The following is a 25,841-nucleotide window of genomic DNA, read 5'->3' on the forward strand; positions in this document are numbered from 1 at the left end:
TATTAACCCTTGATTTTCTCCTTATAAATTGAAAATATTAGATTGTATCAATCGATTTTGCACTACAACCGCTGCATAGCATTTTCCAGACTAAAACAATAAAAAACTGGAAGGGAAATACTTAAGGAAAGGAGTAAGGCAAGCAAAGCAAAGAGGTATTCAATGTTTGCTTACGTCGCTAGACAGCCCATATTTAATGTAAACCAAGAAGTTTATGCTTACGAATTGCTTTTTCGCGTTGGAGAGGAGAACTGTTTCCCAGATATCCCGCCCGATGAAGCCACCTCAAAGATACTGACTTCTACCCACTTGAGCCTGGGTATTGAAGAAATTATCGGAGACAAAAAAGCGTTTATCAATTTTCATCGCGATACGCTGATGTTTCGCTTCCCCACTTCTTTAGATGCTGACAAAGTTGTAATTGAAATTGTTGAAACCGTAGAGGTAGATGACGCACTGGTTGCGGCTTGCAAGCATATTCGTGGGCTTGGTTACCCTATTGCTTTAGACGACTACGACATGAAGGGTAAATGGGAAGCATTTATTCCTTTTACCAGCATCGTTAAAATTGATATTACAGAAATTCCGCACGATAAAATTCCTGCTTTAGTTACACGCTTCAAATCAAATAAAATAAAGCTAGTTGCAGAGAAAATCGAAACATACGAAGAATTTAAGAAATTCAAAGATATGGGATTCGATTACTTTCAAGGCTATTTCCTAGCTAAACCTGAGATTGTTAGGCATAGGAAATTAGGGCCAAGCAGCTTAACCATGATGGAACTGCTAACCCTAAGTAGCCAAGCAAAACTCAATTTTGATGACGTGAATAACATCATCGAGAGAGACCCTTCATTAACCTATTTGCTGCTGCGTTTTATCAATAACCCTATGGTAAATAAACGCAATAAAATCACTTCACTTAAACATGCGCTAACCTTCATGGGTGAAGTAGAAGTGAAAAAATTTATTTCTTTACTTGCTCTTGCCAACTTAAGTGATGAAAAGCCTACCGAATTGATGCAGATGGCACTGGTTCGAGCCAAGTTCTGTGAGTTAGCATTTACTCAGCTAAAAGGCTCAGAAAACCCGCTTAAAGGCTTTCTTACTGGGCTGTTATCTTTACTTGATGCAATGATGGAGCAACGTATAGATGATTTGGTAAGCAAAGTTCCAATATGTGACGATGTGAAGAATGCACTTTGCGGCACACCAGGTATGCTGCGCAACTGTTTAACATTAGTGCAGTGTTTTGAGCGTGCAAATTGGGGAGGAGTTAAACAGTTTTCAGCCAAATATGAGATAAAACAAAGCCTTTTGCATAGCTATTATAACGAAGCAATTAAGTGGGCGAAACACATTCATAGCTCCGCTCTAAAAGATGACTAACTAATGCAATTGAAAATTGTTCATTGAATTGTTGTTAGTTAATGTCTACATATCATAGACTATAGCATGTTGTTTATAGATGCATAAGCCCATCATATAGCAATTAAAAACACCATTAAACCATGTTGCCTCAGGATAGATTATGTTCGCTTTTATAGCTCGTCAGCCTATTTTAGACAAAAGCAAAAATGTATTTGCTTACGAACTCCTGTTCCGAGATGGTAAATCTGGTGCCTATCCTGAACATAGTGAAGAAAAAGCCAAGTATATCTCTGAACATTTTCACCCATTAGGGCTAGATGACATCAGCGGTGAGAAAACGTCATTTATAACCTTTTCTTCTGACACCATTATTTCACGCTTTCCAACATCGCTTAACCCTGAATCGGTAGTTGTTGAGCTGGCGGACCCTGCTGATAAATCCAGCGGTTTATTTGAAGCATGCCAGCACATAAAACAGCTTGGCTTTAAGCTAGCTATCGACGACCCTTTGATGGTGGCAGCAACGCACGATATTTTCCCTCTTATCGACATCGTCAAAGTAGATGTGACTAAAACTCGCTTTGAGACCATCGAAAAGCATATTCCACGGTATCACGATTCGAACGTACAGCTTGTGGCTGAGCAAGTTGATACTCAAGATAACTTCTCTACTTGTGTAGACTTAGGCTTCGATTTTTTCCAAGGTTACTTTTTCTCCCAACCCGAAGCTCGCATATTAAGAGAACTTCCCGCCTCAAAGATGAATATTGTAGATTTGATGGGGGAAAGCTCGAGTAATAACTTTGATGTTGAACGCATTAGCCAAATAATTGAACGCGATGCTACTCTCAGCTTTTTATTGCTGAAGTTTATTAACAACCCCACCATCAACAAGCGCTACAAAATCACCTCGCTGAAGCATGCGCTTAATTACATGGGCGAAGTTGAGATTAAGAAGTTTATCGCACTATTAAGTTTGACTAACTTAGCAGATGAAAAGCCGCTTGAAATCATTCATATGTCGCTAGTACGTGCTAAGTTCTTTGATTTACTTGCCGAGCTAAGAGGCGTTAAAAACAACCCACCGATACCTTTTCTAGTTGGTTTGTTCTCGCTACTTGAGGGTTTGCTAGACCAGTCAATGACAGATATTGTGAAGCAATTGCCTCTCTCTGAAGAGGTCAATGACGCACTGTTGGGGAAAAACATTGAAGTAAACAACTATATGACGCTCGTTCGCGCGTTTGAGAGTGCGCTGTGGATGAACGTGATAAAACAAGCAAAGATGCTTAACATTGATCAAAAGCAACTACATATGCTTTACAACCAAGCCATTACGTGGGGTAACGGCATACGCAGTGCAATTTCGTCTCATTATCCAAGCGCCAAGCCCAATTAATTGCGCATAACGCGTTATTTGGGCTCTATTTCTCTAACGTGGCGCTGCACCGAAATCAATGAGCCTAACAAGCCTAGTAGTACAGAAAGGCCGAGCATAGTAAACAACGCCGTGCCAGTTAGCCCAGTAATATTAAAATCTTTCTGATACATGGCAGCAAATGTGGTTATGCTGCTATCCATCCACCACAAAATAATAATTACTGCAAACCAAGCCATTAATCCGCCGAGCAATCCATACCAGAAGCCTGTATACAGGAATGGGCGATGAATAAATGCATCAGTAGCTCCCACCAGCTTCATTACAACAATTTCATCGTACTTATTAAGTATGTTTAGGCGAATGGTATTGCCGATAATTAGCACCACAGCAATAAACAGTAGTAGGCCAATTAAGGTTACTAAGTCTCTAGCAATATCAATAACCGCATACAAACGCTCTAACCACTCGATATCGAGCTTACCGATGTCTACCTCTCTCTGCTGACGAAGCTTGTCTAACAACGCTTTAGCCGCTGTGGGCGATGCATGTTTTTCATTTGGGGTAACAAGTACTACATCTGGTAGGGGGTTTTTTTCAAGATATGCTATGGCGTCGCCTAGTCCAGATAAGTGCTGAAACTCTTTAAGTGCATCATCCGCAGGGATGTATACCACGCTATCTATCTCAGGCCAGGTATTCAATCTAGCGACTAGCTGTTGTGAACTTGTAGCATTGATATTGGGCTTTAGAAATAGGGAAATTTCTGATGCCTGATCCCAGCCCGCGGTAATTTTTTCAGTATTTTTTACCATGATATAAAGCGTGCTTGGTAAAGTTATGCTTAATCCAAGTACGCCAATAGTCATTAACGAGGCTAATGGCTGTCGCCACAATTCACCAAGGCTAGACAATGCTTGTCGCACATGACTGACAAAGAACATAACAATAGTTTGCGCAAAGCCAACTTTCGCTGAAGATGCGCCTTGTGCGCGGCCTTTAAATAAAATACTCACGACCAGCCTCCTTCGCCATTGCCTGATACTGAGCTGTCGATATCATCGGTTAGACCATCGGTAATCATTTGCCCGCTTTTCAATGTGAGCGTGCGGTAACGCATACGAGCAATCAAGCCTAAATCGTGAGTAGCAATAAGCACTGACACCCCCGCTTGATTAAAATCTTCAAACAGGCGAATAATTTCCATGGAAAGTTTGGGGTCGAGGTTACCCGTTGGTTCGTCTGCCAGCAGTAACGGTGGCTTGTTTACTACCGCTCGTGCAATCCCCACTCTCTGCTGCTCACCTCCTGACAAAGTAATAGGCAGGCAACGCGCTTTGTCTCTAAGGCCTACCATTTCAAGAGCTGCTTCTACGCGCTTGCGAATTTCTTTGTGGGTATACCCCTCAATGACTAGCGGCAAAGCCACGTTGTCAAAAACCGACTTATCCATCAACAAATGATGACTTTGGAAGATCATGCCAATGTCGCGGCGAATATAGGCTATATCTCGACGGGTAATAGCGTTGAGGTCATGACCATTAATCAAAACGCGCCCTACTGTTGGGCGCTCCATGAGGCTGATAAGTTTGAGTAGCGTGCTTTTCCCTGCACCAGAATGCCCTGTTAAAAAGGCCATTTCGCCCGGCGCAATATGAAAATTCACCTTACTAAGCGCGCGTTGTCCGCCCGGATAGGTTTTGCTTACCTGCTCAAACTTTATCATTATTTTTCCCTACCGCTTTGCTGGTGTTAGCTTTCAGGTGTGTCCATTTCGCTAAACAGCGCATCAATAAATTCTTGTCCATCAAACTGGCGTAAATCATCGATACTTTCGCCAACACCTATATACCTTATAGGAATTTTGAACTTATCGGCAATAGAGAATATAACACCACCTTTCGCTGTGCCGTCTAACTTGGTTAGGGTGATACCTGTTAGGCCCACGGCTTCATTAAATAACTTGGCTTGGCTGATAGCGTTTTGCCCAGTACCTGCATCTAATGTAAGCATAACTTCATGAGGCGCGTTAGGGTTTATCTTCTTCATAACGCGAACCACTTTCTTAAGCTCTTCCATCAAGTTATTCTTGTTCTGCAAACGCCCTGCTGTGTCGGCAATAAGAATATCTGTACCACGAGATTTTGCTGCTTCTAGCGCATCATAAAGTACTGATGCACTATCAGCACCTGTGTGTTGTGCGATAACGGGAATGTCGTTGCGCTCGCCCCATACTTGAAGTTGTTCAACCGCCGCGGCTCTAAATGTATCACCGGCGGCAAGCATAACTTTCTTACCTTCTTGCTGAAATTGTTTAGCAAGCTTACCAATGGTAGTGGTTTTACCTACACCATTGACCCCCACCATTAAGATAACAAATGGGCCTTCACTTGAATCGTGAGCCTTAATAACCTCAGGGAGCGGCTGGTTGACTTGAGATAGCATACCCGACATTTGCTGTTTCATGATGTCCAACAAGGCTTCGGCGTCTTTCAAATCTTTACGAGAAGCACTGTCAGTCAAATGGTCGATGATTTTCTGCGTTGTATCCATACCTACGTCAGCCACTAAAAGCTGAGTTTCTAGGTCTTCGTAAAGCTCATCGTCGATAGCTTTGCCTTTAAACAGGCTAACTATACCGCTGCCTAAATTCTCTTTTGTACGAGATAAGCTTGCTTTTAAGCGTGCGAATAGCGACTTCTTCTCTTTCGGCTTTTCTTCCGCTTGAGCTTTGGCTTGTGCTTCAGCTTCTGCCTTTGCGCGGGCTTCTTCTTCGGCTTGCGCTTTTGCCTGTGCTTCGGCTTCCGCCTTAGCGCGAGCTTCTTCTTCCGCTTGGGCTTTTGCCTGTGCTTCAGCTTCTGCCTTTGCGCGAGCTTCTTCTTCGGCTTGCGCTTTAGCCTGTGCTTCAGCTTCTGCCTTAGCGCGGGCTTCTTCTTCCGCTTGGGCTTTCGCCTGTGCTTCAGCCTCCGCCTTAGCGCGAGCTTCTTCTTCCGCTTGGGCTTGTGCCTGCGCTTCAGCTTCCGCCTTAGCGCGGGCTTCTTGTTCAGCCTGAGCTTTAGCCTGTGCTTCAGCTTCCGCCTTAGCGCGAGCTTCTTCTTCCGCTTGGGCTTTAGCCTGTGCTTCAGCTTCCGCCTTTGCGCGGGCTTCTTGTTCAGCCTGAGCTTTAGCCTGTGCTTCAGCTTCCGCCTTAGCGCGAGCTTCTTCTTCCGCTTGGGCTTGTGCCTGTGCTTCAGCTTCCGCCTTTGCGCGAGCTTCTTCTTCCGCTTGGGCTTTTTGTTTTTCTGCTTTTTTGTTCTTATTGAACCAGCCAAAAAGTTTCGACATTGTTAGGACAAATCCTTATAAATTCTTAGCAATTTCGGCTACACTTGCCGCCTAATGTATGAACGCATGATACCATTGTCAGCCACTATGAAGCGAGTTTCTCGCCCTACTCGGGCCCCATCTTCTGCAAAAAAAAGACATTCCCTCAAAAATGGGAAAGCTGAAGGCACCAATAGCCCTGGGCAAATACGCATTATTGGTGGTCAGTGGCGCGGTAGAAAGTTACCCGTATTAAATGCAGAAGGTTTACGACCAACCACAGACAGAAATAAAGAGACTCTGTTTAACTGGTTAATGCCCTATATTAACGACGCTCGTTGCCTAGATATATTTGCAGGCTCTGGTGGACTGGGTTTGGAAGCATTATCACGTTATGCTTCGCATTGTGATTTCATAGAACTGAATAATCAGGCTGCTTCCCAGCTTAAAAGTAATCTTTCTTTGCTAAAAGCAAATGAGGTTACGTCAGCCCACGTCCATCAAGGTAATGCCCTAGACATCTTGAAGGGGCTTAACGAATCACCCTACGATGTAGTATTTGTCGACCCGCCGTTCGGCAAAGATTTAGTAGCGCCTGCGCTTACGTCGCTTGTAGAAAATAACCTAGTGCGAAGCGGCAGCGTAGTTTACTTAGAACATGAGAGTACGCTCACAACACCTACGTTACCTAGCCACTGGCAAGTTATTAAAGAGAAATACACCAGCGCACTGCGCTACATGTTAATAGAAGTGAACTAACTAAAACGTTCTTTTAGCGCAGCGTAAAGCCGTGAACCTACCTAAAGTGCACGGCCCAGCTACTTTAAAGTTCAAGGCCTATGTTGGAGATACCTGCTTCCAAGGCGAGGGCTTTCATTTCGTCTGCTGCCTTTGCAGGATACTTAGCCTGCTCTACGTAATCGAGCAGTTCGTTTTGTACCTCAACTTCAAACTCCATAAGTGGATGACCTTTCACGGTCTCGTCATCAGCTTCTTCACTTTCTAACAGGTAAGCTTCAACGCTACCTTGTGATAGTTTGCTGATTACCACCGCACCTTGCGGATCATCACCTGCGATTAAGTTAAGAAGGCCAGCTAACCCAATAGCGGCATCGATAGCTGGGTACACACCATAGTTATCGTGTTCACTCGTATCTGGCGTGGCGACCTCTACTTTCTCAAGCTGCACGGCGATATTGAATTTACTCTTAGGAGACTTTAGCGTTTCCCATACTAAGTTCAGGCAGTTACGTAACGCGCTTGCGTCCCCACTTTCTGTCAGTTCACAGAAAAGCGTGTAGTTAGGCAGCATACGCTCAAGTAATGCAGCACCGAATGCAACGGCTTTCCAGCCTTCCAAGGCGCGAACACGCCCAAAGGTATTAAGTTTTTGCTTTGCCATTTAAAGGGCTCCAGTGGCATGCATGAAATATTTGGTAACGCCGTCTAATAACATTTGGATAGCGATCATAACAAGGATCATACCCATTAATCGCTCCATCGCAACTAGGCCACGTTCCCCTAAAATTTTGTGAAATACATTTGAAAATAACAAGATCACCGCGCTAATTGACCACGAAGCGGCAAGCGCAATTGACCAGTCGACCATCCTATCTGGTGCCTGATTAGCAAGAAGAATTAATGCTGCTAATGTGGAAGGGCCTGCAATCATAGGAATCGCAAGGGGCACCAGAAAAGGTTCTTCACCTACGGCTAACCCACTAGGGTTACCCGATGATGGAAAAATCATTTTGAGCGCAATTAGAAACAGGATAATCCCACCGGCTATACTTACTGTTTCTTGCTCAACATTCAAAAAGTTGAGCACAGATTGGCCGCTAAACAAAAATAGAAATAAAATACCAAGCGCAAACAAAAGCTCTCGTATAAGAATAAATTGACGTCGTTTAGGCTCAATGGATTTAAGCACCGACATAAAAACCGGCAGATTACCAAGAGGATCCATGATCAAAAAAAGCATGACGGCTGCGGACCAAGTATCCATTTTTTTACTGTCTCCGATTTAGAGCGTGAACCCAATTTAAACATGAACCGCAAAGTATAACCTAAGATTCATGAAGATAGATGGTTTTGGCGCGCAATGGTAAACCAAGCAGTGTGAGTTAAAAACATCTTTTAGCATTATGTCACTGTTCTTTACTTCTATTTAGCTTTAAATCTGCTTTAAGAGAGGTATACCGACTTCTATGGACATAAAAAGAATCGTAAAAAGACTCGAAAAATACCAAAAATGCGCTTAACTAAAACAAAAGGGAGCAACACATAACACGCTTTAGCGACAAAAACGCACTCGTGCCTTTGGGTTAAACCCAACTAAACCTAGAGGTTTTGTCTAAGCAAGTTGCTTAGTGTTTTATTCGCCTTTTAGGTAATGTTTTTTAAAAAGTACTCCTGATGTAATTACGAGATTAGACGGCCTTATCCAAACCTAGGGCCTTTTTGGCAAAGAATAACAACAATCGAGATAGGAAATATTATAATGAGTTTGATGACGGTTAAAGAAGTGGCTGCCTTTCTTGGCGTGCAAGAAGTACGTGTAGAGCGCCTTGAGCGTGAAAGTCTTTTAGTCTCAAAAGACAAAGATACCGACGGTAACCCACTTTTCGATAGCGACGACGTTGAGCGTTATAAAAAACTTGCCGAACGTTTGGGCGGTATTTAACTAACGGATAAGGGCGTAACATTACTATTAGTCACGCCCTTTTTTAAAAAAGGGCCGTTAGTATCGGCACCTGTGCATAGGATACGCAGTGGCGCGTGCCCTATGCTTATGCATTAAAATCTTTCAACATTCTAGCAATTGACCGAATGCCTTTCGCTGTTGCACCTACTGGCATTTCAGAGGTTGCGCCACCGTGATAAGCCGCAGCCAAATCTAAATGCACCCAGCCTTCAGGTTTAACAAAGCGCGATAAGAAGCCTGCTGCGTTTGAGGCTCCGCCACCACCGCCACCTTTCATCGGGCGACTGTTCGCCGTGTCAGCAAACGCTGACGGGCAGCGGTCTGCGTGAAAATCTTCAAGGGGTAATGGCCAAAAGCGTTCGTTTTCTGCTTTTGCTGCGTTAAGCATTTGCTCGCGCGCATTATCATCTAGTGAAAACACGCCGTGATAATCAGAGCCCAATGCAACCACTGCAGCACCCGTTAACGTTGCAGCATCAATAATAAGTGGTGCGCCAGTTTCCGTTGCTGCCATAAGACCATCTGCCAGTACTAAACGCCCTTCTGCATCGGTGTTAACAACTTCAACGGTTACTCCATTTTTATAAGTTAATACATCGCCCAGTTTGTAAGCATGACCACTTATAAGATTCTCTGCACAGCATAATATAAGCTGAATGCGTTTTTCGCTGCCTTGAGAAATAGATAAGCCCAACGCCCCCGTTACCGTTGCCGCGCCACCCATGTCGCACTTCATATCTAGCATACCTTCGCTAGATTTAATGCTGTAGCCACCGCTGTCGAACGTAATGCCTTTGCCCACGAGTACCGCGTCAACTGGCGCATCTTCTCTACCGGTTGGATTGTAATCAAGTACTAGCATTGCTGGCGGGCGCTCACTACCGCGACCTACGTTATAAATACCTATCCAGCCTTGCTCTTTAAGATCTTCACCTACTGTCATTGAGTAAGTGACTTTGTCCCCACCTAGTGATTTGAGCCACTGCGCAGCGCGTGTCGCTAGGGTTTCAGGGCTAAGGTCTTCCGGGGTTTCGTTCACCAACTGACGGGTAAATAGTAATGCCGCATACTCCTGCTCTAGCGATGCTTTGTCAGCCGTATCCGCCCATTGAATAGACGCTGGCTTAAGTGCACGTGTAAAGCTAAGTGCGAAAGCCCACTGCTGTTCTTTATGCCAATCTCCACTAAGCGCAACGGAAGGCAAACCAAGGCCATCTAATTTTCTCGCCGCTTGCTGAATCAAACGCTCGTTAAGCTTGTCATCAGGCAAGTGAATGACTGCGCCTGATTCAGTGAAAGAAAGCTTAGCGCTTTCACCCCATACAGCTTCAGCACTATTGGTTGAAAGGCTAACGGTAAATTCTGCCATCGCGTTTTATTCCTTATACATCGTTATGTTTCGATAAGCGCTTTTTGCGCTTGCTCAAATCTTTGTTACTCTCTTTTGCCTGCATACCGCGAATATGTCGTCCGCTATCCATGAATCCTGTGCCACTGCACACGAATAACGGCAAGGTGTGTCGACGCGGTAAACCTTATTTTTAATAAAAAAGGCGATACATGAAGTTTTCCCCCCCCTTATTACGCGGCACCCTTATTAAAAGGTACAAGCGTTTTCTTGCCGACATTGAGCTAGACGACGGTTCAATCGTTACTGCTCATTGTCCAAATACAGGCGCAATGACCGGCTGCGCTGAACCGGGGTACACGGTATTCTTAAGTGAATCGACAAACCCTAAACGAAAGCTCAAGTATACATGGGAACTGGCACAAACTTTCGATGGTCACTTCATCGGCATCAATACACACAATGCTAATAAGTTGGTGGCAGAAGCACTAGATAACAAGGTGCTGAGTGAATTTTCCGGTGTTAGCAGCTGGAAAGCTGAAGTAACACCTCCTACTGCTAATAGCCGATTCGACTTTGCGCTAACTCGAAAAAATGTGCAGTACCAAGACGCTATAGAGTATATGGAAGTTAAATCAGTCACCTTAGCAAATGAGAATGAAGGATTTTTTCCGGATGCGGTCACCCAGCGCGGCGCGAAACACTGCCTTGAACTCGCTCGTTTAGCGCAAAGCGGCATAAAAACCAGCTTGTTGTTCTGCGTGCAGCACACTGCCATCGAAAGCGTTCAAGTGGCAAAGCATATTGATCCAACTTATGCAGAAAGCGTAAAGACTGCCGCAAACGCTGGCGTAACTTTGTTTGCCGCGAGCTGTATGATAGACGAACAAAAAATCCTATTAAATCAAACACTCCCTTTGATTCTGTAAAAAATAGGTTGATTTTTTTCATTTCGCCTTCATATTTGCGCCTTGTTTTAGTGGGAGAACGCACTAATGCGTTTGCTGGTAGCCAGTGTGCTTAATCAAAAAAACACTTGGCTAATTTAAGAAAGCAATACACCAGCATAATAATTACATAGACACGATCGATTGCCTGAAGGTGTCGAGTCTGATATAGATATCGGTCCAATCAGGACAAGATGGATGTCGTAGTGTAGGAGATGTGGCAGATGCCAACAGGAAAAGAAACAAAATCCCTAGGACTATTAGCGCTGGCAGGTTTACAGCCGTACGAGCCAAAAGCTGACGAAGAGTACATGGGCGAGCCCCAAATGGAGCACTTCCGTCTATTGCTTAAGGCATGGCGTAACCAACTTCGTGAGGAAGTTGACCGCACGGTAACGCACATGAAGGATGAAGCAGCAAACTTCCCCGACCCTGTAGACCGTGCAGCTCAAGAAGAAGAGTTCAGCCTTGAATTACGTACACGTGACCGTGAGCGTAAGCTAATAAAGAAAATTGAAAAAACGCTTAAGCGTATTGAAGAAGACGATTTCGGCTTCTGCGATTCGTGTGGTATCGAGATTGGTATCCGTCGCTTAGAAGCACGTCCTACAGCTGATTTGTGTATCGACTGTAAGACCATGGCCGAAATCAAAGAAAAACAACTTCAAGGTTAAGCTACCAACCACAAGTATGTTGATATAGAAAGCCTCATCCCAAAAAGATGGGGCTTTTTGTTAAGCTTTAATTATGCATAACCACTATGTAGGGCGTTTTGCTCCCTCACCGTCCGGCCAATTACATTTCGGCTCATTAGTTACTGCCGTTGCCAGCTATCTAGACGCGAAAAGCCATAATGGGAAATGGTTACTTCGCATGGAAGATATTGACGAACCGCGCTGTATTGCGGGTGTCAACAAAGATATTCTAACCACTTTAGAAGCGCACGGCTTGCATTGGGACGACGATGTCATTTACCAAAGCCAACAGCATTCGCGCTATCAAGCTGTACTTGATGATTTACTGATACAAGAAAAAGCCTATTACTGCACTTGTACCCGCAAGCAAATTAAGGCCATGGGTGGGATATACGACGGCCGCTGTCGCAACAAGTCGCTTCAAACAACCACAGCGGATTGTGCCATTCGTTTAAAAATGGACTGTGAGCTTGCCCCATTCAATGATCTGCTTATGGGTGAAGTTACCCCTTCTAGTTCAGACGCTGATTTAAAAGCTGAGGATGTAGTACTAAAACGGCGAGACGGTTTGTTCTCTTATAACCTAGTGGTTATTTTGGACGATGTATTTCAACAGGTTAATCGTGTGATCCGAGGGTGCGACCTTATTGATGTAACGCCATTGCAGCGCGCGGTGTATAAAACGCTTGGTTATAACGTTCCCCAATACGGACATGTGCCGGTGGCGGCCGTGGCGCCAGGCAGAAAACTGAGTAAACAAAACCGTGCAGCCCCTGTTAATAACCAATTAGCGTTAGAAAATATTGTGCGTGTGATGGACTTTTTAGGCTTTTCCTTTCCGAACGCTTCAGAATTTGACGATATTGATACGGCGGTTAGGACAGCAATTTCGGTGTGGGATAGGAAAATAGTAGTGAAAACACCCGAAATTATTGTTCCACAGCGTGAATCCACTTATTATAGCGGACCATTATAGTCTGCGGAGTTACCATCATCATTCATCGTGTTTTTAAATCTGTTAAGCGCGCTTTTTCAAAAGAGAGTTCGTCTCCAAACGCTTTAAAGCCAAGGACAATGACCCGTGGAGAACACGGTATATCTCGTGAAGACGTAAGCGCAAATGCATTGAAAGTAATGTATCGCCTTAATGGAGCTGGCTTCGAATCCTATTTGGTAGGAGGCTGTGTACGCGATATATTGATGGGTCATGAACCTAAAGATTTCGACGTGGTAACTAACGCCACGCCCGAGCAGATTAAAGGTTTGTTTCGAAATTGTCGTCTTATAGGCAGACGCTTTCGCCTAGCTCACATTGTTTTTGGCCGCGAAATTATTGAAGTTGCCACTTTCCGCGGGCATCACCAAGAATCAGATGAAGACGAAAATATTCCAAAAGGTAAAGCTGTAGCCAAACGCGACGTGCACGGCCAGCTTGTGCGCGATAATGTTTTTGGCTCTATTGAAGAAGATGCCGAGCGTCGTGACTTTACCTTTAACGCCATGTATTACAGTGTGGCAGACTTCACGGTAAAAGACTTTGCAAATGGCTTAGCCGCGATAGAAAAGCGCGAAGTAGAGCTAATTGGTGACCCAGAAACACGTTATCGTGAAGATCCGGTACGCATGCTACGCGCGGTGCGCTTTGCTGTTAAGTTAGGCATGCGCATTGAAGCAAAAACGGCTGCACCGATTAAATCTCTGGCAAATCTATTACAAAATATTCCGGCCGCGCGATTATTTGAAGAAACCCTCAAATTGTTCTTATCAGGTAAAGGCGAAGAAACCTTTGTTATGCTGCATGAGTACAATTTAATTGAGCCTTTATTCCCTCAGTTAACGCCGTTCTTAAAAGACGAAAACAGCAAGGAAATGCAGTTTGTTCGCCGTGTACTAGCTAACACAGATGAGCGAATTAATAGTAATCAGCGTGTTACACCCGCATTTTTATATGCAGCATTACTGTGGTATCCAGTAGAGGAGCAATCTCAGCGTTTGCAAAGCGAATCAGGCTTAAACGCTTTTGATGCATTCAATATTGCATCGAGCGAGGTAATTAGCCAGCAGACTCAGCGTATAATGATCCCGAAACGTTTCTCTACTGTGATACGCGACATATGGGTTTTACAACAGCGTTTACCAAAACGCTTTGGCCGTCGAGCATTTCAATTGCTTACCCATCCGAAATTCAGAGCGGGTTATGACTTTTTATTAGTACGCGGTCAAACAGAAGGCGGCGACTTATTAGAATTAGCTCAGTGGTGGACACACTTCCAGCACGCAGACAATGGCAAGCAAAAAGGCATGCTTAACGCACTGCGCAAAAATGAAGGCGGCGCTAAAGGCGCACCGCGCAAACGCAAGCGTAAACCAGCAGCTAAACGAGACCCAGATGCATAAAGAACATGTCTACATTGGCGTAGGTAGTAACCTTGGCGATAGCCAAGGAAAAGCGCAGCGCGCATTCGATGCTATCAGTAAAATAGAAGACACTCGCGTACTTAAGACCTCCTCACTTTATTCAAGTAAACCGATGGGGCCGCAAGACCAACCTGATTACATTAATGCGGTATGCTTAATAGAAACGTCGTTAAAGCCTCACGGGTTATTGAAACAACTTCAGCGCATTGAATTGGAAGAAGGTCGCGAGCGCAAAGGTGAACGCTGGGGGCCGCGCACGTTAGACTTGGATATTTTGTTATACGGCAGCGAAACTATTGACACCGCCGACCTAATTATCCCCCACTACGGCATGCCCGAACGTGAATTTGTGATGGTGCCGCTGTTTGAAATTGCACCCACTATGGTTATGCACGACGGCAAACCCATTTCTGCTTGGGTCGCTAACTGCTCCCTAGACGGGCTTCGTCGCCTGCCCTCTTCCAATTAGCGACAAAATCCGTATAGTTCGCCACACGATATCAACAATATCAACCTGAGACATGCCATGAAGAAAGTAACAGTATCGGGCTTGCTTAAGAAAAAGCAGGCCGGAGAAAAGATCACCTCTTTAACCGCTTACGACGCCAGCTTCGCCAAAATGTTCGATGAACAAGGCGTTGACGCCCTTCTTATTGGCGACTCTTTAGGCATGGTTCTTCAAGGTGAAGATGACACTCTACCGGTAACTATCGACGACATTGCTTACCACACCAAAAGTGTACGTCGCGGTACTGAACGCGCTTTCGTTTTAGCCGATATGCCATTTATGTCTTACGCCACACCAGAGCAAACCTACACTAATGCAGCAAAATTAATGGCTGCAGGTGCGAGCATGGTGAAAATGGAAGGTGGAAGCTGGTTATGCGACACCATTAAAGGCTTAAACCTTCGCGGTGTGCCTGTGTGTGGTCATTTAGGCTTAACACCACAATCTGTACACGTATTTGGTGGATTTAAGGTTCAGGGTCGTGAAGCAAGCCAAGCTGAAAAGCTGCTTAGCGAGGCAAAAGCATTAGAAGAAGCAGGTATTCAACTGCTAGTACTTGAGTGTGTACCCTCATCACTAGGAAAAGTTGTGAGTGAAGCCTTAACCATACCCGTTATCGGTATTGGGGCTGGCAAAGATACCGACGGTCAAATTCTAGTGATGCACGATATGTTTGGTATAAGCGCCAACTACATGCCTAAGTTTTCGAAGAACTATCTTGTAGAAACCGGTGATATGCGCAAAGCAGTATCAAAATACATTGAGGATGTGCAAAGCGGCGCGTTTCCTTCTGCTGAACACAGCTTCGAGTAACGAGGTAAAATATGAAGGTGCTTGATAGTATTTCAGCATTGCGCAACACCGTAAATACGTGGCGTCGAAATGGTGAAACCGTAGGTTTTGTCCCGACTATGGGCAATCTACACGATGGTCATCTTAAACTAGTTAAAAAAGCAAAAGCACATAACGACAAAGTGGTGGTAAGCATTTTTGTAAACCCCATGCAGTTTGGTGCGAATGAAGATTTAGACGCCTACCCACGTACCATAGAAGAAGATAAAGCTAAGCTTATTTCTGTGGGCGCAGATGCGGTATTTTTGCCTAGCGTTGCTGAGATGTACCCGGCAGGACTAGACGCGCAGACCTTTGTTGAAGTACCTGGTATATCAGACTCTCACTGTGGCGCCAGTCGTCCAGGACATTTTCGCGGTGTTGCCACCGTGGTTACTAAGCTGTTTAACATGGTACAGCCAGACGATGCCTTCTTTGGCGAAAAAGATTTTCAGCAGTTACAAGTGATCCGCGCTTTAGCGCGCGATTTGTCAATGGCGGTAAAAGTTCACGGCGTACCTACCGAGCGCGAGGCGTCAGGTCTAGCAATGAGCTCTAGAAATGGCTACCTGACAGACACAGAAAAAGCCACAGCAAGCGCTATTTTTGAGGAGATGCAGCGCATTAAAGCGAGCATTCAAAATGGCAACATTAACTTTGTTGAGCTTGAAAATACTATGGTAACGAACCTTGAAGCGAAAGGCTTTAAGAAAGACTACTGCCAAGTGGTTAATGCAGCTACTTTTGAAGCACCTGGTGATAACGACAAAGAGCTGGTTCTGCTTGTAGCTATGTATATGGGTAAGACGCGCTTAATTGATAACATGCAAATTACGCGAAAATAAACACGCGCCGATTTCACGTAAACAAGAACGCCCGACTCAGGTATCTGCGTCGGGCGTTTTTTTATTTGTTCGTTGCGAGAAGTTAGCTTTTCGCTGGCGTTAAAGAGACTCAAATTTAAGAAGCTAATACCTAAAGGGCTATTATCTAAGAAGCTGTACCTAAGAAGCTAGAGTTTCTGTTTCGCTAACAAAATCCATAAGGTCTTTCCACGCCTGTGTTTCTTTCGCAATTAAGTGCTGCTCAGCCAAAATCGCGGCCAAATCATTATGGCTCGTTAACGGGTTGGCTAACACCACGCGAAATACGGTAATACACTGGGAAGGATAATCTGGCGCTTCTAAACGGGTACGGGAAACAAATGACTTACCCGCTTCACGTTGCTGCTTTTGCACCGCAACAACAAGCGCATCAACTTTTTCGTTTATCGCGTTGCGCATTTTTGCGTTAGCGTGCTTTAACTTTTCTTGTACTTCTTCGGGGCACACCCGATAGGTTAATAACGATAACGTGGGCGTAGTAGTTAACTCAAAGTCACTCGCCTTATCTATCATTTGTGAGAAGTCTTTGGCTTTATCGATACTGCGATCGATAAGGAGCTCGTAACCTTTGCGACCAAATATATGCAGTGCTGAGTACACCATCATAGCCATACCGTTCCGCGAGCCCTCTAGGGTAGTAGCCCCTAAATCTTTGGAGCCTGCGCGCAGTATGTACTGAGCATGATGCCTTACCGTGTTGGCGTTTTGTGGGTCTTTAAAAAGTGCCATGCCCGCACCCATGGGCACGTACATTTGTTTGTGGGCATCAATGGTGACTGAGTCTGCTCGCTCAATGCCTTTCAATCTGTCGCGGTATCGCGCCGAAAATAGCGTTGCGCCGCCCCAGGCTGCATCTACGTGGAACCAGCAGCCAAGCTCTTTCGCTACGTCAGCAAGCTCGTCTAGCGGGTCTACATGCCCCGTTTCGGTAGTCCCGCCCACGCCAACGATAGCAAGAAGCTTATTACCTTCTTCTTGATAACGCTTACCTATGCGAAGGGCTTTTGACGGGTCTAGGGTTTGTTTTGGCGCAGGTACAGTCAATAATTGTTCGCGACCTAATCCTAGAACATCAACGGCTTTAGATAACGAATAGTGACCGCGTTTACTGCACATTACGCCTAAATTGTTAATATCGTAGTGGCGATAGGCAGCAGCGAGACCTGCTTTAGAGACACCTGAGAAGCCTTTTTGAGGGCCGAGCAATTTATTGCGAGCTACCCACAAAGCAGTGATATTAGCGATAGTACCGCCAGAACAGAATGCGCCTAATGAGTGTGCTGCACTGTGCAAGTGCTCATCATAAAAATCCTGAGGCTGGTCGTACACAAGGTTGTGCATCATACCTAGCACTTGACGTTCTAGCGGCGTGAAAGCTTTAGAGGTCTCTATTTTAACCAGGTTCTGGTTAAGCCCTACCATTAACTTAGAAAGCGGCAGATGAAAATAAGGCAGCGCGGAGGTCATGTGGCCAATAAAAGTAGGCGAGTAAGTATTTACAGAGTGCGCAACAAGCTTATCGAGTAAGCTCTCAGCATGAGTAGACACAAACTCCGGTGACTCAGGCACCTTAGAGTCTGAAAAATCTTTTTCAATCTCTTCTAACGACGTCTTTTTTGTCACCACATGCTGCGACAAAAAATCTAAGATATTGTCAGATAAATGCTGCTCTATTTGAGCCAGCTTTGAGTCTTTGTGTTCAGGTTTGGTAAAGACCCTAAACAGGTGCTCTAAACTAACTTGCGCTTCACCCACTCAACACACCTCATATTTTGAACAATCACACATTTCGCTTACATTTATTGGGCGAAATAAACAGGCGGTTTTGTAGGATACCGGCCTGACACTTACTTTTCCTTTTAACCATTTAGCATGCTTGTTAAACAGCAGCTATTTACCCCCTATATCTCGTTGCTATTTAAAAGCTAGATGACAGCTCAATAACACTTAGACATAGGCTAGGCTAATGCGCATTTACGCGGTCCATTCGTTGCCAAACCTGAAAACTTATCACAACACTTTCAGGGTGAGGCACTTTACATCAGATTGCAATGCTCGCCAAGAGGCAGAATCAACCAAATCAGTGTCTTCCGTGTAACATTCAGACTAGTTAGTCTATTTTTTAAATAGGGTGTTATACCCGAACCTTACTTTCTTCACGTTGTAAGCGTCTACAACAAACAATACTTCTTTCAAATTAGTACCGCAAAATTTTGTACTCTCAACTATATTTAATTTGTGAATAGTGTGGATGTGCGACCTGCTATATCTGTTAAATGCAGGTGTGGGCAGCGTATCAGTCACTATTGAATACAGCATTTCAAGGAGGTCGGTTTATGCCCATACGCGAAATATCCGAGAATTTCTCCATAGAAGATATTGTTCCCTACTTTCAACCTATCGTAGATTTAAACAGTCAGGGAGTATGGCGATACGAGTGCTTGGCGCGTCTGATTACTCAAGGAGATAAGACTTTTCTTCCCAGTGAGTTTCTATACCTTATTGAGCGAGAACAACACGTAAACACACTTGCAGCCAGTATGTTCGTGCAGTGTGCCAGTTACTTTCACGATGTGAATATTCCTTGGAATATCAATATCACTGCAAAAGATTTGTACAACCAGGAATTAACCAACACGCTAATAACGCATTTAGCGAGTTACCCCACGCCCGAGCGAGTGAGTATAGAAGTGAGCGCCTCTACCGCATTGTCGAATCCCAAAAGCTTAACTGCGTTTATAGAAAAAAGCATGCACGCAGGCCTTGGAGTATTTATCGACAACGTAGGTTCTTGCCCAGGAAACATACGCGCTTTAATGAACTTGCCGATTCGAGGAATAAAGCTGGCAGGAGGGCTTATTAAGCACTACGACGAGCAAGAGGCTGTGAGAGAATACGTAGACTATTTACTGTCGCTATGTGAGCGCCACTGCGTTAGCACAATTGCCGAGCATGTTGAAGATGAAGCCCATTTAGAACGCGTGAAGCGCTTGCCCATTCGTTATGCTCAAGGTTATGTGTTTAGCCCACCGATGGCGAACGTAAGAAGTGCAACAGCACGCCACTAATAAACTAACAATTCAGTAATACAAACTAAGCGGGGCGAGATATCAATCTTGCCCCGCTTTAGGTTGTTTTTACAGTAATTTATTGGTTAAGGTCTTTTCAGCTTTCTTCGCTACGGCAATTCAGCTTCCAACAGGATTGCCCACTACCTCGGTACTTTCGCTCAAATGGCGTCATGTGATTATCGCCAGTGACTTCGGATAAGTCTGACACCATGCCGTAGTTCTTAGCCGCTTGCGCAAATTCCATCAGGTAGATAAGCCAGTTGCTTCGCACCTCTATGTTAGGGGTGATCGCCATCAAATCCACCATGGCCGCACTGGCGTGCCAACGCTTTTGAACCTGAGTCTTTTTGGGGTACGGGTTGGGATACAACAAGAAGTGCTGCGTCACGTTCCAGTTAGACTGTTTTACCAACCGCCAAAAGTCATTTACATCGGCACGGATCACACGATAGTTATCCTGCTGCGCGCTGTAATGTTCATGTTTATCCACCCGCAACGCGGATTTATCGATACCGATAACACGGGCATCGGGGTTAGCTCTTGCTATGTTTGCCGTACTTTCGCCAACACCACAGCAAGAGTCTAGAATAATCTCGCCATTAAAGCCGTTGCCGGCATCAAGCCAAGCACTTACTTCATCAAAGGCGGCTTGTGTATGCTCACTAATCGGTCGCTTGTTTTCACTCACTTGGTACTTTTTTACTAAGTCATCTAACTTATCGTGAATACCCACCTGCGATGTGGTGATTTCTCTAGAGTTACCGCTTGCCATTAGCTACGAATACCTTTACCGGTTTTGAGTAAGTAGTACGCCACGCTAAATAGCAACGCGTTGAAGCCCACTAACAAAGTAAGCGACAGTGTCACGTTCACGTCAGATACACCTAAGAAGCCATATCGAAACCCGTTGACCATGTATACAACAGGGTTCGCTTTGCTCACCCATTGCCAGAATTCAGGCAATAGCGTAAGAGAATAGAACACGCCGCCTAAATAAGTTAACGGCGTTAAAACAAACGTTGGCACCACGCTGATATCATCAAAAGTTTTGGCAAACACCGCATTAATCAGGCCCGCAGTAGCAAACAAGGTAGAAGTAAGTAGTAAGGTAAGCGCAATGATGCCTAAATTGTGGATTTGCACATCAACAAAAAATAGCGATACCAAAGTAACAATAATGCCAATGAGAATAGCGCGAGCCACGCCCCCGCCAACATAGCCAAGAATGATGACCGAGGTTGGCACAGGCGATACCAATAGCTCTTCAATATTGCGCTGAAACTTTGCGCTAAAAAATGAGGACGACACATTAGCGTAAGAGTTTGTGATCACCGACATCATAATGAGACCCGGCACAATAAACTCCATGTAGGTAAAGCCCCCCATTTCGCCAATACGGTTACCAATAAGGCTACCGAATATAACGAAATACAAGCTCATTGTAATAGCCGGCGGCACCAGGGTTTGTACCCATATGCGCAAAAAACGCGTGCACTCTTTTATCCAAATCGTGGTTAACGCCACATAGTTTTGCTTAAACCAGCCCACGTTTTCTTCTGTGTTCATTTGTGTACTTTCAGTTTTCATGTTCTTCACCTTTACTTGCTGTGGGTTTAGCCAGCTTGCTTCGCTGATTCAACTAAACGCACAAACAATTCTTCAAGGCGATTTGATTTATTGCGCATGCTCATTACTTGAACGCCCTTTTCACTTAGTTGAGTGAAAACAGGGTTTAGTCCTTCGCTCTTCTCTACATCAACTTCAAGAGTGTGATTGTCAATCAAGCGGTGCTCGAAACTGGTTAGTAAGTTGTCCGTGGCCGCTACGCCATTTGGGAGTTTGATATCTAACACAAAGGTTTCTACATTAAGCTTAGACAGCAGCGCCTTCATGCTGGTGTTCTCTACAATGGTTCCCTTATTAATAATGGCGATATTGCGGCACAGCATCTCTGCTTCTTCAAGGTAGTGGGTGGTAAGGATAATGGTTATCCCCTGACGGTTTATTTCTTCTAAGAAGCCCCACATAGAGCGGCGAATTTCAATATCTACCCCTGCAGTTGGTTCATCTAAAATAAGTAACTTTGGTTCATGCATTAACGCACGGGCAATCATTAAGCGGCGTTTCATACCACCTGATAACTCACGGGCGCGGGCATCGCGTTTTTCCCACAGATCGAGCTGAGCAAGGTATTTTTCAGCACGCTCCTTGGCAATACTGCGCGGCACACCATAGTACCCCGCTTGGTTTAGCACAATTTGCAGTACCGTCTCAAACTGGTTGAAGTTGAACTCTTGTGGCACCAGACCAATACAGGCTTTGGCCTTTTCTTTTTGCGTTGTGAGATCGTAACCAAAAACCGAAACGCTGCCGTTAGTTTGATTAACAAGTGAGCTTATAATGCCAATGGTGGTAGATTTACCCGCGCCATTTGGGCCAAGTAATGCAAAGAAGTCTCCTTCTTGTACCGTAAGGTCGACGCCTTTAAGTGCCTGTACGCCACCTTTGTAGGTTTTGGTTAACCCTTTAATGTCCAACGCTTTCATGATTTGCCCGTAGTGAGAGTGTGACTACTGAGACATACTGACCTTTGATATATGTCAAAGGTCAGTACGCCCTAACCAACTTTAGTGAGATCTAGTTATCTGTCGCTAACAATATATAGCCAACGAAGTGTAACCTAGTTCATGCTATTAAATGAATACACTCGCGTTTAGTGGTTGCTTTAAACAGATTAAGCTTACGCCTGATTGCCTTACTAAATGAGAGCGAAAAACACTTTTTCAACCTTTTAAAAAAAGCGCTGCGTACCGTTGGGGTAGCACGCAGCGCAAAGGGTAGCTTAATACCGAAAAGAGACATCAGCAGCACAGTCTGTTTTAACAACATAGTGCCTTTTAAAACAAATGACGCTATCAAGCGTGTTTTTAAAGCCAACGCACTGTGTTTGACAGACGATGCTTATTTAACACGGTATAAATGGCAGAAAAAGCGCCTAATTGTGGAAATATAGTGATAGTTTGATATCAATCCGCATAGACAGTGCAATAGGACGCTAAGCCAGATAGAAACTTGCGTTGTATAATGCCTCACCAATGAAAATTTCGTTCAACGCTTCTCAAATATGGCGCAAATGAGGCAAGTTTGAGGATTTTATGTCGAACTTAGGCAATAGCTTTTGTTCATAGGTATAGTGTGCGCTCTATTAGAATTATAATTGCGGGTTAATGTATGCCAAAGACAATTGCATTAGTGGAAGATGACGCGGCCATTCGCGAAAACTATATTATGGCGCTTAAAGCGCAAGGTTATAGTGTAAATGCTTATGAAGACAGGCCTTCTGCTGCAGAAGCGTTTAACCACACGCTACCCGACTTAGCCATTATTGATATTGGTTTAAAAGATGAGATAGAAGGTGGCTTTATGTTGTGTCAACAACTACGAGGCCTATCTCAAACCCTTCCCATTATCTTTTTTACCGCACGCGATAACGATGTAGACACTATCAGCGGTCTTCGCATGGGCGCTGATGACTACTTGACTAAAGATATCAGCATGGCCCACCTGTTAGCCCGAATTGCCGCACTATTTAGACGTACAGATTTACTTGCTGCCCCTACAGAGCAAAAAGATGAACTAAAAGTAGGTGATTTAAAAGTAGATGTATCGAGAATGACGGTAAGCTGGCAAAACCAGGCTGTTTTACTGACAGTAACAGAGTTCTGGATGCTGCACGCGCTTATCAAACGACCAGGACACGTGAAAAGCCGTCAACAGCTTATGGATGAGTCTAGAATGGTAGTCGATGACACCACCATTACGTCACACATAAAACGTATGCGAAAGAAGTTTGTGCAGCTTGACCCAAACTTTGATCATATTGATACAGTGTACGGTATGGGATACCGCTGGCAGCTGTAAAGCGCTTGCGTCTAAAGCTGTGTTTCACCCGTTACAAAAATAAGGGCAACCGACTATAAACATGGGTTTTCGTTTTTCTATTCGTCTTCAGCTTATGGTGCTGTCGCTGTTCTTATTCACCATTCCTTACTTGGGTTATAACTATGTGTGGGAACTTGAGCAGTACCTGCGAAACGGTCAAGAGCAAACCATGATAGGTACGGCGCGAGCCGTTGCCACAGCACTACACGAACGACCAGCTTTATTTGACAGTCAATCAGCTTACCTTCAAGACGTCCGACCCGGAACAGACCTTTACGCGCCACCTATCCCATCCCCCATTCAACTTGATGGAGAACTCAACGATTGGCAGCAAGTCAGTGAGCTAATGACTAAGTATGGTAGTGAGGAAGTTATTGAGTATTACAATGGCTATGCCGGCGAACCCACCAGCTTGTGGTTTAAACATATGGTGGGGCGCTACGGTCAATTCTTATATGCCATGTTTGAAGTCAGCGATGACGTTTTGCTGTGGCGGCAACCCAATAGCTTAAGTGTCGAGACGGGCGACCATTTACTTATCGGTATGGAAACCCCACAAGGCGAATTGGCAAGATACGTTGTTGCGCCTTATGAAAGTGGCTGGGTAAATGCGTACAAATTAGCTAGCAACACGTCTACAACACGGGCAGTAGAGAATGCCCTTTCAATTCAAGGTCGCTGGCAGGAAACCGCCACTGGCTACAATGTTGAATTGCGCTTTCCACTGTCTATGACCACAGGTGGCTTAGCATTTTCACTTGTCGATGTAGATGATGAGAACAGCAGGTTGACGCAATACGCGCTGGGCACGGCAAATACAAAAAAACTCGCTGAGCTGGGAACTGTCATAACACCTTCGCCTGAAATTGAGCGTATTTTGGCAGGCTTGAAATATGCCGATTCAAGGGTGTGGGTTGTGGACAAGCACAAACGTGTACTCGCTCGCGCTGGTGATATTCAATCGGCTACTGGCATTAAGGTCGATGAAAAAGCTCCCCCTTCTAACGCGGTTTGGCATTGGATAGAAAGTGAGTGGTTACTGCCGCTCTATTACCAAATTCTTACGCGTCCGCCCGCTGACTTTATCGATGAATTAGACGATGCCTATGCACTCGTAGGGCAGGATTTAGGGACAGCGTTAAATGGCCAACCCGAATCACTATGGCGTTTGTCACCCGATAACAAAGCCATTGTACTTTCTGCTGCCTACCCCATTTTTATTGAAGGCAATGTAATGGGGGCGGTAATTGTAGAACAAACTACCAATGGCATTCGGACGTTGCGAAACCGTGCATTAGAGCAGCTTTTCCATGTTATTTTAGCAGTGATGACCATAGGTACATTGGGGCTACTGCTATTCGCTACGCGAATTTCAAACCGTATTCGTTCCCTTCGTGATAACACCGAAGCTGTCATTGATGACAATGGTAAAATCGTTGGCACACTGCCGGTATCTAACCAACGTGATGAAATTGGCGATTTATCCCGCTCATTTGCCGACGTCCTTTCACGCTTACAGCAATACAACTCTTATCTAGAGAACATGGCCTCTCGTTTGTCACATGAGCTAAGAACACCTATTGCTGTGGTGAAATCATCGTTGGATATGCTGTCTCACGTTAATGATGCTAACCAACAAGCGGTGTTTGTAGAAAGAGCTCAGTCGGGCGTGAACCGCCTAAGCACCATATTAAACAGTATGAGTGAGGCTACGCGATTAGAGCAGGCGATTGAGCAGGAAGACTTAGAAACCTTCAATATTATAAAGGTGATCGACGGATGTGTTCAGGGCTATCAGCACGCTTATGCGCAAAGAAAATGGACCTTTATTTCCACTGATAATAATTTGCTTATTAAAGGGTCTCCTGAACTTATTGCCCAACTTTTCGATAAAATCGTGTCAAACGCTGTGGACTTCAGCAAAGACAATGATGAGATTATCGTCAAACTAGAAAAGAACGACAAATCTGTGCAGTTGTCGGTGAGTAACCCTGGGCCTTTACTTCCCAAAGGAATGAAGAGTCAGCTTACCCAATCCATGGTATCGGTAAGAAAAGAAAATGACGTGCAAAACGCGACTAACTCCCCTCATTTAGGGCTAGGACTTTATATCGCGAACATGATAGCCACTTTTCATAAAGGTCAGCTCTTATTAAATGACAGGGAAGATGGTAAGGGCGTCATCGTTACCGTGAGTTTGCCTCTTTAGTTCTTTTATGAAGCATTACTTGCTTTAATCGTTACAGCGAATTACAAACCTGTGGCTATCAATTAGACGCCGCAGTTATACGTATTCCTAATAAGCCCGATCTTATCGCGAAAATTTCCCAAGGCCGAAATAAAGTCGCTGTCGACAAGGTCTCATACTAAAGGTGTAGCGCAGTTGTATATTACTGGGTTTATCCTATGGTTAAGTTTACTGACGCTTTCTTTTTATGTTT

General features: G+C 44.6%; 24 protein-coding genes. 14 read left to right on the forward strand and 10 right to left on the reverse strand.

The features are described from left to right. Nucleotides 1–162 precede the first annotated feature (162 nt). Both KL866_RS19485 and KL866_RS19490 read left to right on the forward strand, forming a co-directional pair. Nucleotides 163–1,389 (forward strand): EAL and HDOD domain-containing protein, encoded by a 1,227-nt coding sequence (locus tag KL866_RS19485; RefSeq protein ID WP_025257564.1) that lies wholly within the window; start codon nt 163–165, stop codon nt 1,387–1,389. Between the two features lie 142 nt (nt 1,390–1,531). Further along, nucleotides 1,532–2,770 (forward strand): EAL and HDOD domain-containing protein, encoded by a 1,239-nt coding sequence (locus KL866_RS19490; RefSeq protein WP_025257563.1) that lies wholly within the window; start codon nt 1,532–1,534, stop codon nt 2,768–2,770. 14 nt (nt 2,771–2,784) lie between these two features. On the opposite strand, the gene ftsX is transcribed toward KL866_RS19490, so the two are convergent. Genes ftsX through ftsY form a run of 3 tightly spaced genes read right to left on the reverse strand, consistent with a single transcriptional unit; the run spans nt 2,785 to nt 6,073 of the window. Then, the gene (gene ftsX / locus KL866_RS19495) at nt 2,785–3,765 is read right to left on the reverse strand and encodes a permease-like cell division protein FtsX (protein WP_025257562.1); all 981 of its coding nucleotides are present in this window, start codon (nt 3,763–3,765) and stop codon (nt 2,785–2,787) included. After that, nucleotides 3,762–4,475 carry a cell division ATP-binding protein FtsE gene (gene ftsE / locus KL866_RS19500; RefSeq protein WP_214996604.1) on the reverse strand — a complete coding sequence of 238 codons (714 nt, stop codon included), beginning with the start codon at nt 4,473–4,475 and terminating at the stop codon, nt 3,762–3,764. Before ftsE ends, ftsX begins: the two co-directional genes overlap by 4 nt. A 26-nt stretch (nt 4,476–4,501) precedes the next feature. Next, nucleotides 4,502–6,073, reverse strand: a complete 1,572-nt coding sequence (gene ftsY, locus KL866_RS19505; RefSeq protein WP_214996606.1) for a signal recognition particle-docking protein FtsY — start codon at nt 6,071–6,073, stop codon at nt 4,502–4,504. A gap of 66 nt (nt 6,074–6,139) precedes the next feature. Here ftsY and rsmD point away from each other — a divergent pair, with 66 nt between their 5' ends. Beyond that, a complete protein-coding gene (rsmD, locus tag KL866_RS19510; RefSeq protein ID WP_025257559.1) occupies nt 6,140–6,811 on the forward strand; it encodes a 16S rRNA (guanine(966)-N(2))-methyltransferase RsmD in 672 nt (223 codons plus the stop codon). Between the two features lie 64 nt (nt 6,812–6,875). Here the strand turns inward: rsmD and KL866_RS19515 are convergent, their stop codons facing one another. Then, nucleotides 6,876–7,454, reverse strand: a complete 579-nt coding sequence (locus KL866_RS19515; protein WP_025257558.1) for a YjaG family protein — start codon at nt 7,452–7,454, stop codon at nt 6,876–6,878. Next, a complete protein-coding gene (locus tag KL866_RS19520; protein WP_025257557.1) occupies nt 7,455–8,057 on the reverse strand; it encodes a YhgN family NAAT transporter in 603 nt (200 codons plus the stop codon). Nucleotides 8,058–8,552: 495 nt separating this feature from the next. On the opposite strand from KL866_RS19520, the gene KL866_RS19525 reads away from it, so the two are divergent. After that, the gene (locus tag KL866_RS19525) at nt 8,553–8,735 is read left to right on the forward strand and encodes a hypothetical protein (protein ID WP_025257556.1); all 183 of its coding nucleotides are present in this window, start codon (nt 8,553–8,555) and stop codon (nt 8,733–8,735) included. A 106-nt stretch (nt 8,736–8,841) separates the two neighbouring features. Here KL866_RS19525 and pepB read toward each other — a convergent pair whose 3' ends face one another. Further along, nucleotides 8,842–10,125, reverse strand: coding sequence for an aminopeptidase PepB (gene pepB, locus KL866_RS19530; RefSeq protein ID WP_025257555.1), 1,284 nt, complete (start codon nt 10,123–10,125; stop codon nt 8,842–8,844). A 191-nt stretch (nt 10,126–10,316) separates the two neighbouring features. Between pepB and sfsA the strand changes: the two genes are divergently transcribed. From sfsA to panC, 7 genes are all read left to right on the forward strand, one after another. Further along, on the forward strand, nt 10,317–11,033 hold the full coding sequence (sfsA, locus tag KL866_RS19535) for a DNA/RNA nuclease SfsA (RefSeq protein WP_214996608.1): 717 nt from the start codon (nt 10,317–10,319) through the stop codon (nt 11,031–11,033). Nucleotides 11,034–11,275: 242 nt separating this feature from the next. Next, nucleotides 11,276–11,725, forward strand: coding sequence for an RNA polymerase-binding protein DksA (gene dksA / locus KL866_RS19540; RefSeq protein ID WP_025257553.1), 450 nt, complete (start codon nt 11,276–11,278; stop codon nt 11,723–11,725). Between the two features lie 73 nt (nt 11,726–11,798). Next, the gene (gluQRS, locus tag KL866_RS19545) at nt 11,799–12,722 is read left to right on the forward strand and encodes a tRNA glutamyl-Q(34) synthetase GluQRS (RefSeq protein ID WP_214996610.1); all 924 of its coding nucleotides are present in this window, start codon (nt 11,799–11,801) and stop codon (nt 12,720–12,722) included. Nucleotides 12,723–12,820: 98 nt separating this feature from the next. Further along, the gene (gene pcnB / locus KL866_RS19550) at nt 12,821–14,143 is read left to right on the forward strand and encodes a polynucleotide adenylyltransferase PcnB (protein WP_214996612.1); all 1,323 of its coding nucleotides are present in this window, start codon (nt 12,821–12,823) and stop codon (nt 14,141–14,143) included. Beyond that, on the forward strand, nt 14,136–14,633 hold the full coding sequence (gene folK / locus KL866_RS19555; protein WP_214996614.1) for a 2-amino-4-hydroxy-6-hydroxymethyldihydropteridine diphosphokinase: 498 nt from the start codon (nt 14,136–14,138) through the stop codon (nt 14,631–14,633). The genes pcnB and folK overlap by 8 nt, the downstream gene beginning before the upstream one ends. A 57-nt stretch (nt 14,634–14,690) precedes the next feature. After that, nucleotides 14,691–15,485, forward strand: coding sequence for a 3-methyl-2-oxobutanoate hydroxymethyltransferase (gene panB / locus KL866_RS19560; RefSeq protein WP_025257549.1), 795 nt, complete (start codon nt 14,691–14,693; stop codon nt 15,483–15,485). Between the two features lie 11 nt (nt 15,486–15,496). Further along, nucleotides 15,497–16,348, forward strand: coding sequence for a pantoate--beta-alanine ligase (gene panC / locus KL866_RS19565; protein WP_214996616.1), 852 nt, complete (start codon nt 15,497–15,499; stop codon nt 16,346–16,348). 159 nt (nt 16,349–16,507) lie between these two features. Here panC and panP read toward each other — a convergent pair whose 3' ends face one another. Continuing rightward, complete coding sequence (gene panP, locus KL866_RS19570; RefSeq protein WP_025257547.1) at nt 16,508–18,142, reverse strand: pyridoxal-dependent aspartate 1-decarboxylase PanP; 1,635 nt, start codon at nt 18,140–18,142, stop codon at nt 16,508–16,510. Between the two features lie 581 nt (nt 18,143–18,723). Between panP and KL866_RS19575 the strand changes: the two genes are divergently transcribed. Then, the gene (locus KL866_RS19575; RefSeq protein WP_025257546.1) at nt 18,724–19,455 is read left to right on the forward strand and encodes an EAL domain-containing protein; all 732 of its coding nucleotides are present in this window, start codon (nt 18,724–18,726) and stop codon (nt 19,453–19,455) included. A 97-nt stretch (nt 19,456–19,552) separates the two neighbouring features. On the opposite strand, the gene KL866_RS19580 is transcribed toward KL866_RS19575, so the two are convergent. Genes KL866_RS19580 through KL866_RS19590 form a run of 3 tightly spaced genes read right to left on the reverse strand, consistent with a single transcriptional unit; the run spans nt 19,553 to nt 22,004 of the window. Further along, a complete protein-coding gene (locus KL866_RS19580) occupies nt 19,553–20,230 on the reverse strand; it encodes a tRNA (guanosine(46)-N(7))-methyltransferase TrmB (protein WP_214996618.1) in 678 nt (225 codons plus the stop codon). Next, on the reverse strand, nt 20,230–21,045 hold the full coding sequence (locus tag KL866_RS19585) for an ABC transporter permease (protein WP_025257544.1): 816 nt from the start codon (nt 21,043–21,045) through the stop codon (nt 20,230–20,232). Before KL866_RS19585 ends, KL866_RS19580 begins: the two co-directional genes overlap by 1 nt. 26 nt (nt 21,046–21,071) lie before the next feature. Continuing rightward, nucleotides 21,072–22,004, reverse strand: a complete 933-nt coding sequence (locus tag KL866_RS19590) for an ABC transporter ATP-binding protein (protein ID WP_214996620.1) — start codon at nt 22,002–22,004, stop codon at nt 21,072–21,074. A 685-nt stretch (nt 22,005–22,689) separates the two neighbouring features. Between KL866_RS19590 and pdsR the strand changes: the two genes are divergently transcribed. Both pdsR and pdsS read left to right on the forward strand, forming a co-directional pair. After that, on the forward strand, nt 22,690–23,379 hold the full coding sequence (gene pdsR, locus KL866_RS19595) for a proteobacterial dedicated sortase system response regulator (RefSeq protein WP_025257541.1): 690 nt from the start codon (nt 22,690–22,692) through the stop codon (nt 23,377–23,379). 61 nt (nt 23,380–23,440) lie between these two features. Continuing rightward, on the forward strand, nt 23,441–25,609 hold the full coding sequence (gene pdsS / locus KL866_RS19600; protein ID WP_214996623.1) for a proteobacterial dedicated sortase system histidine kinase: 2,169 nt from the start codon (nt 23,441–23,443) through the stop codon (nt 25,607–25,609). The last annotated feature ends 232 nt before the right edge of the window (nt 25,610–25,841 follow it).

The organism is Alteromonas sp. ALT199 (assembly GCF_018619335.1).
GTDB lineage: Bacteria > Pseudomonadota > Gammaproteobacteria > Enterobacterales > Alteromonadaceae > Alteromonas.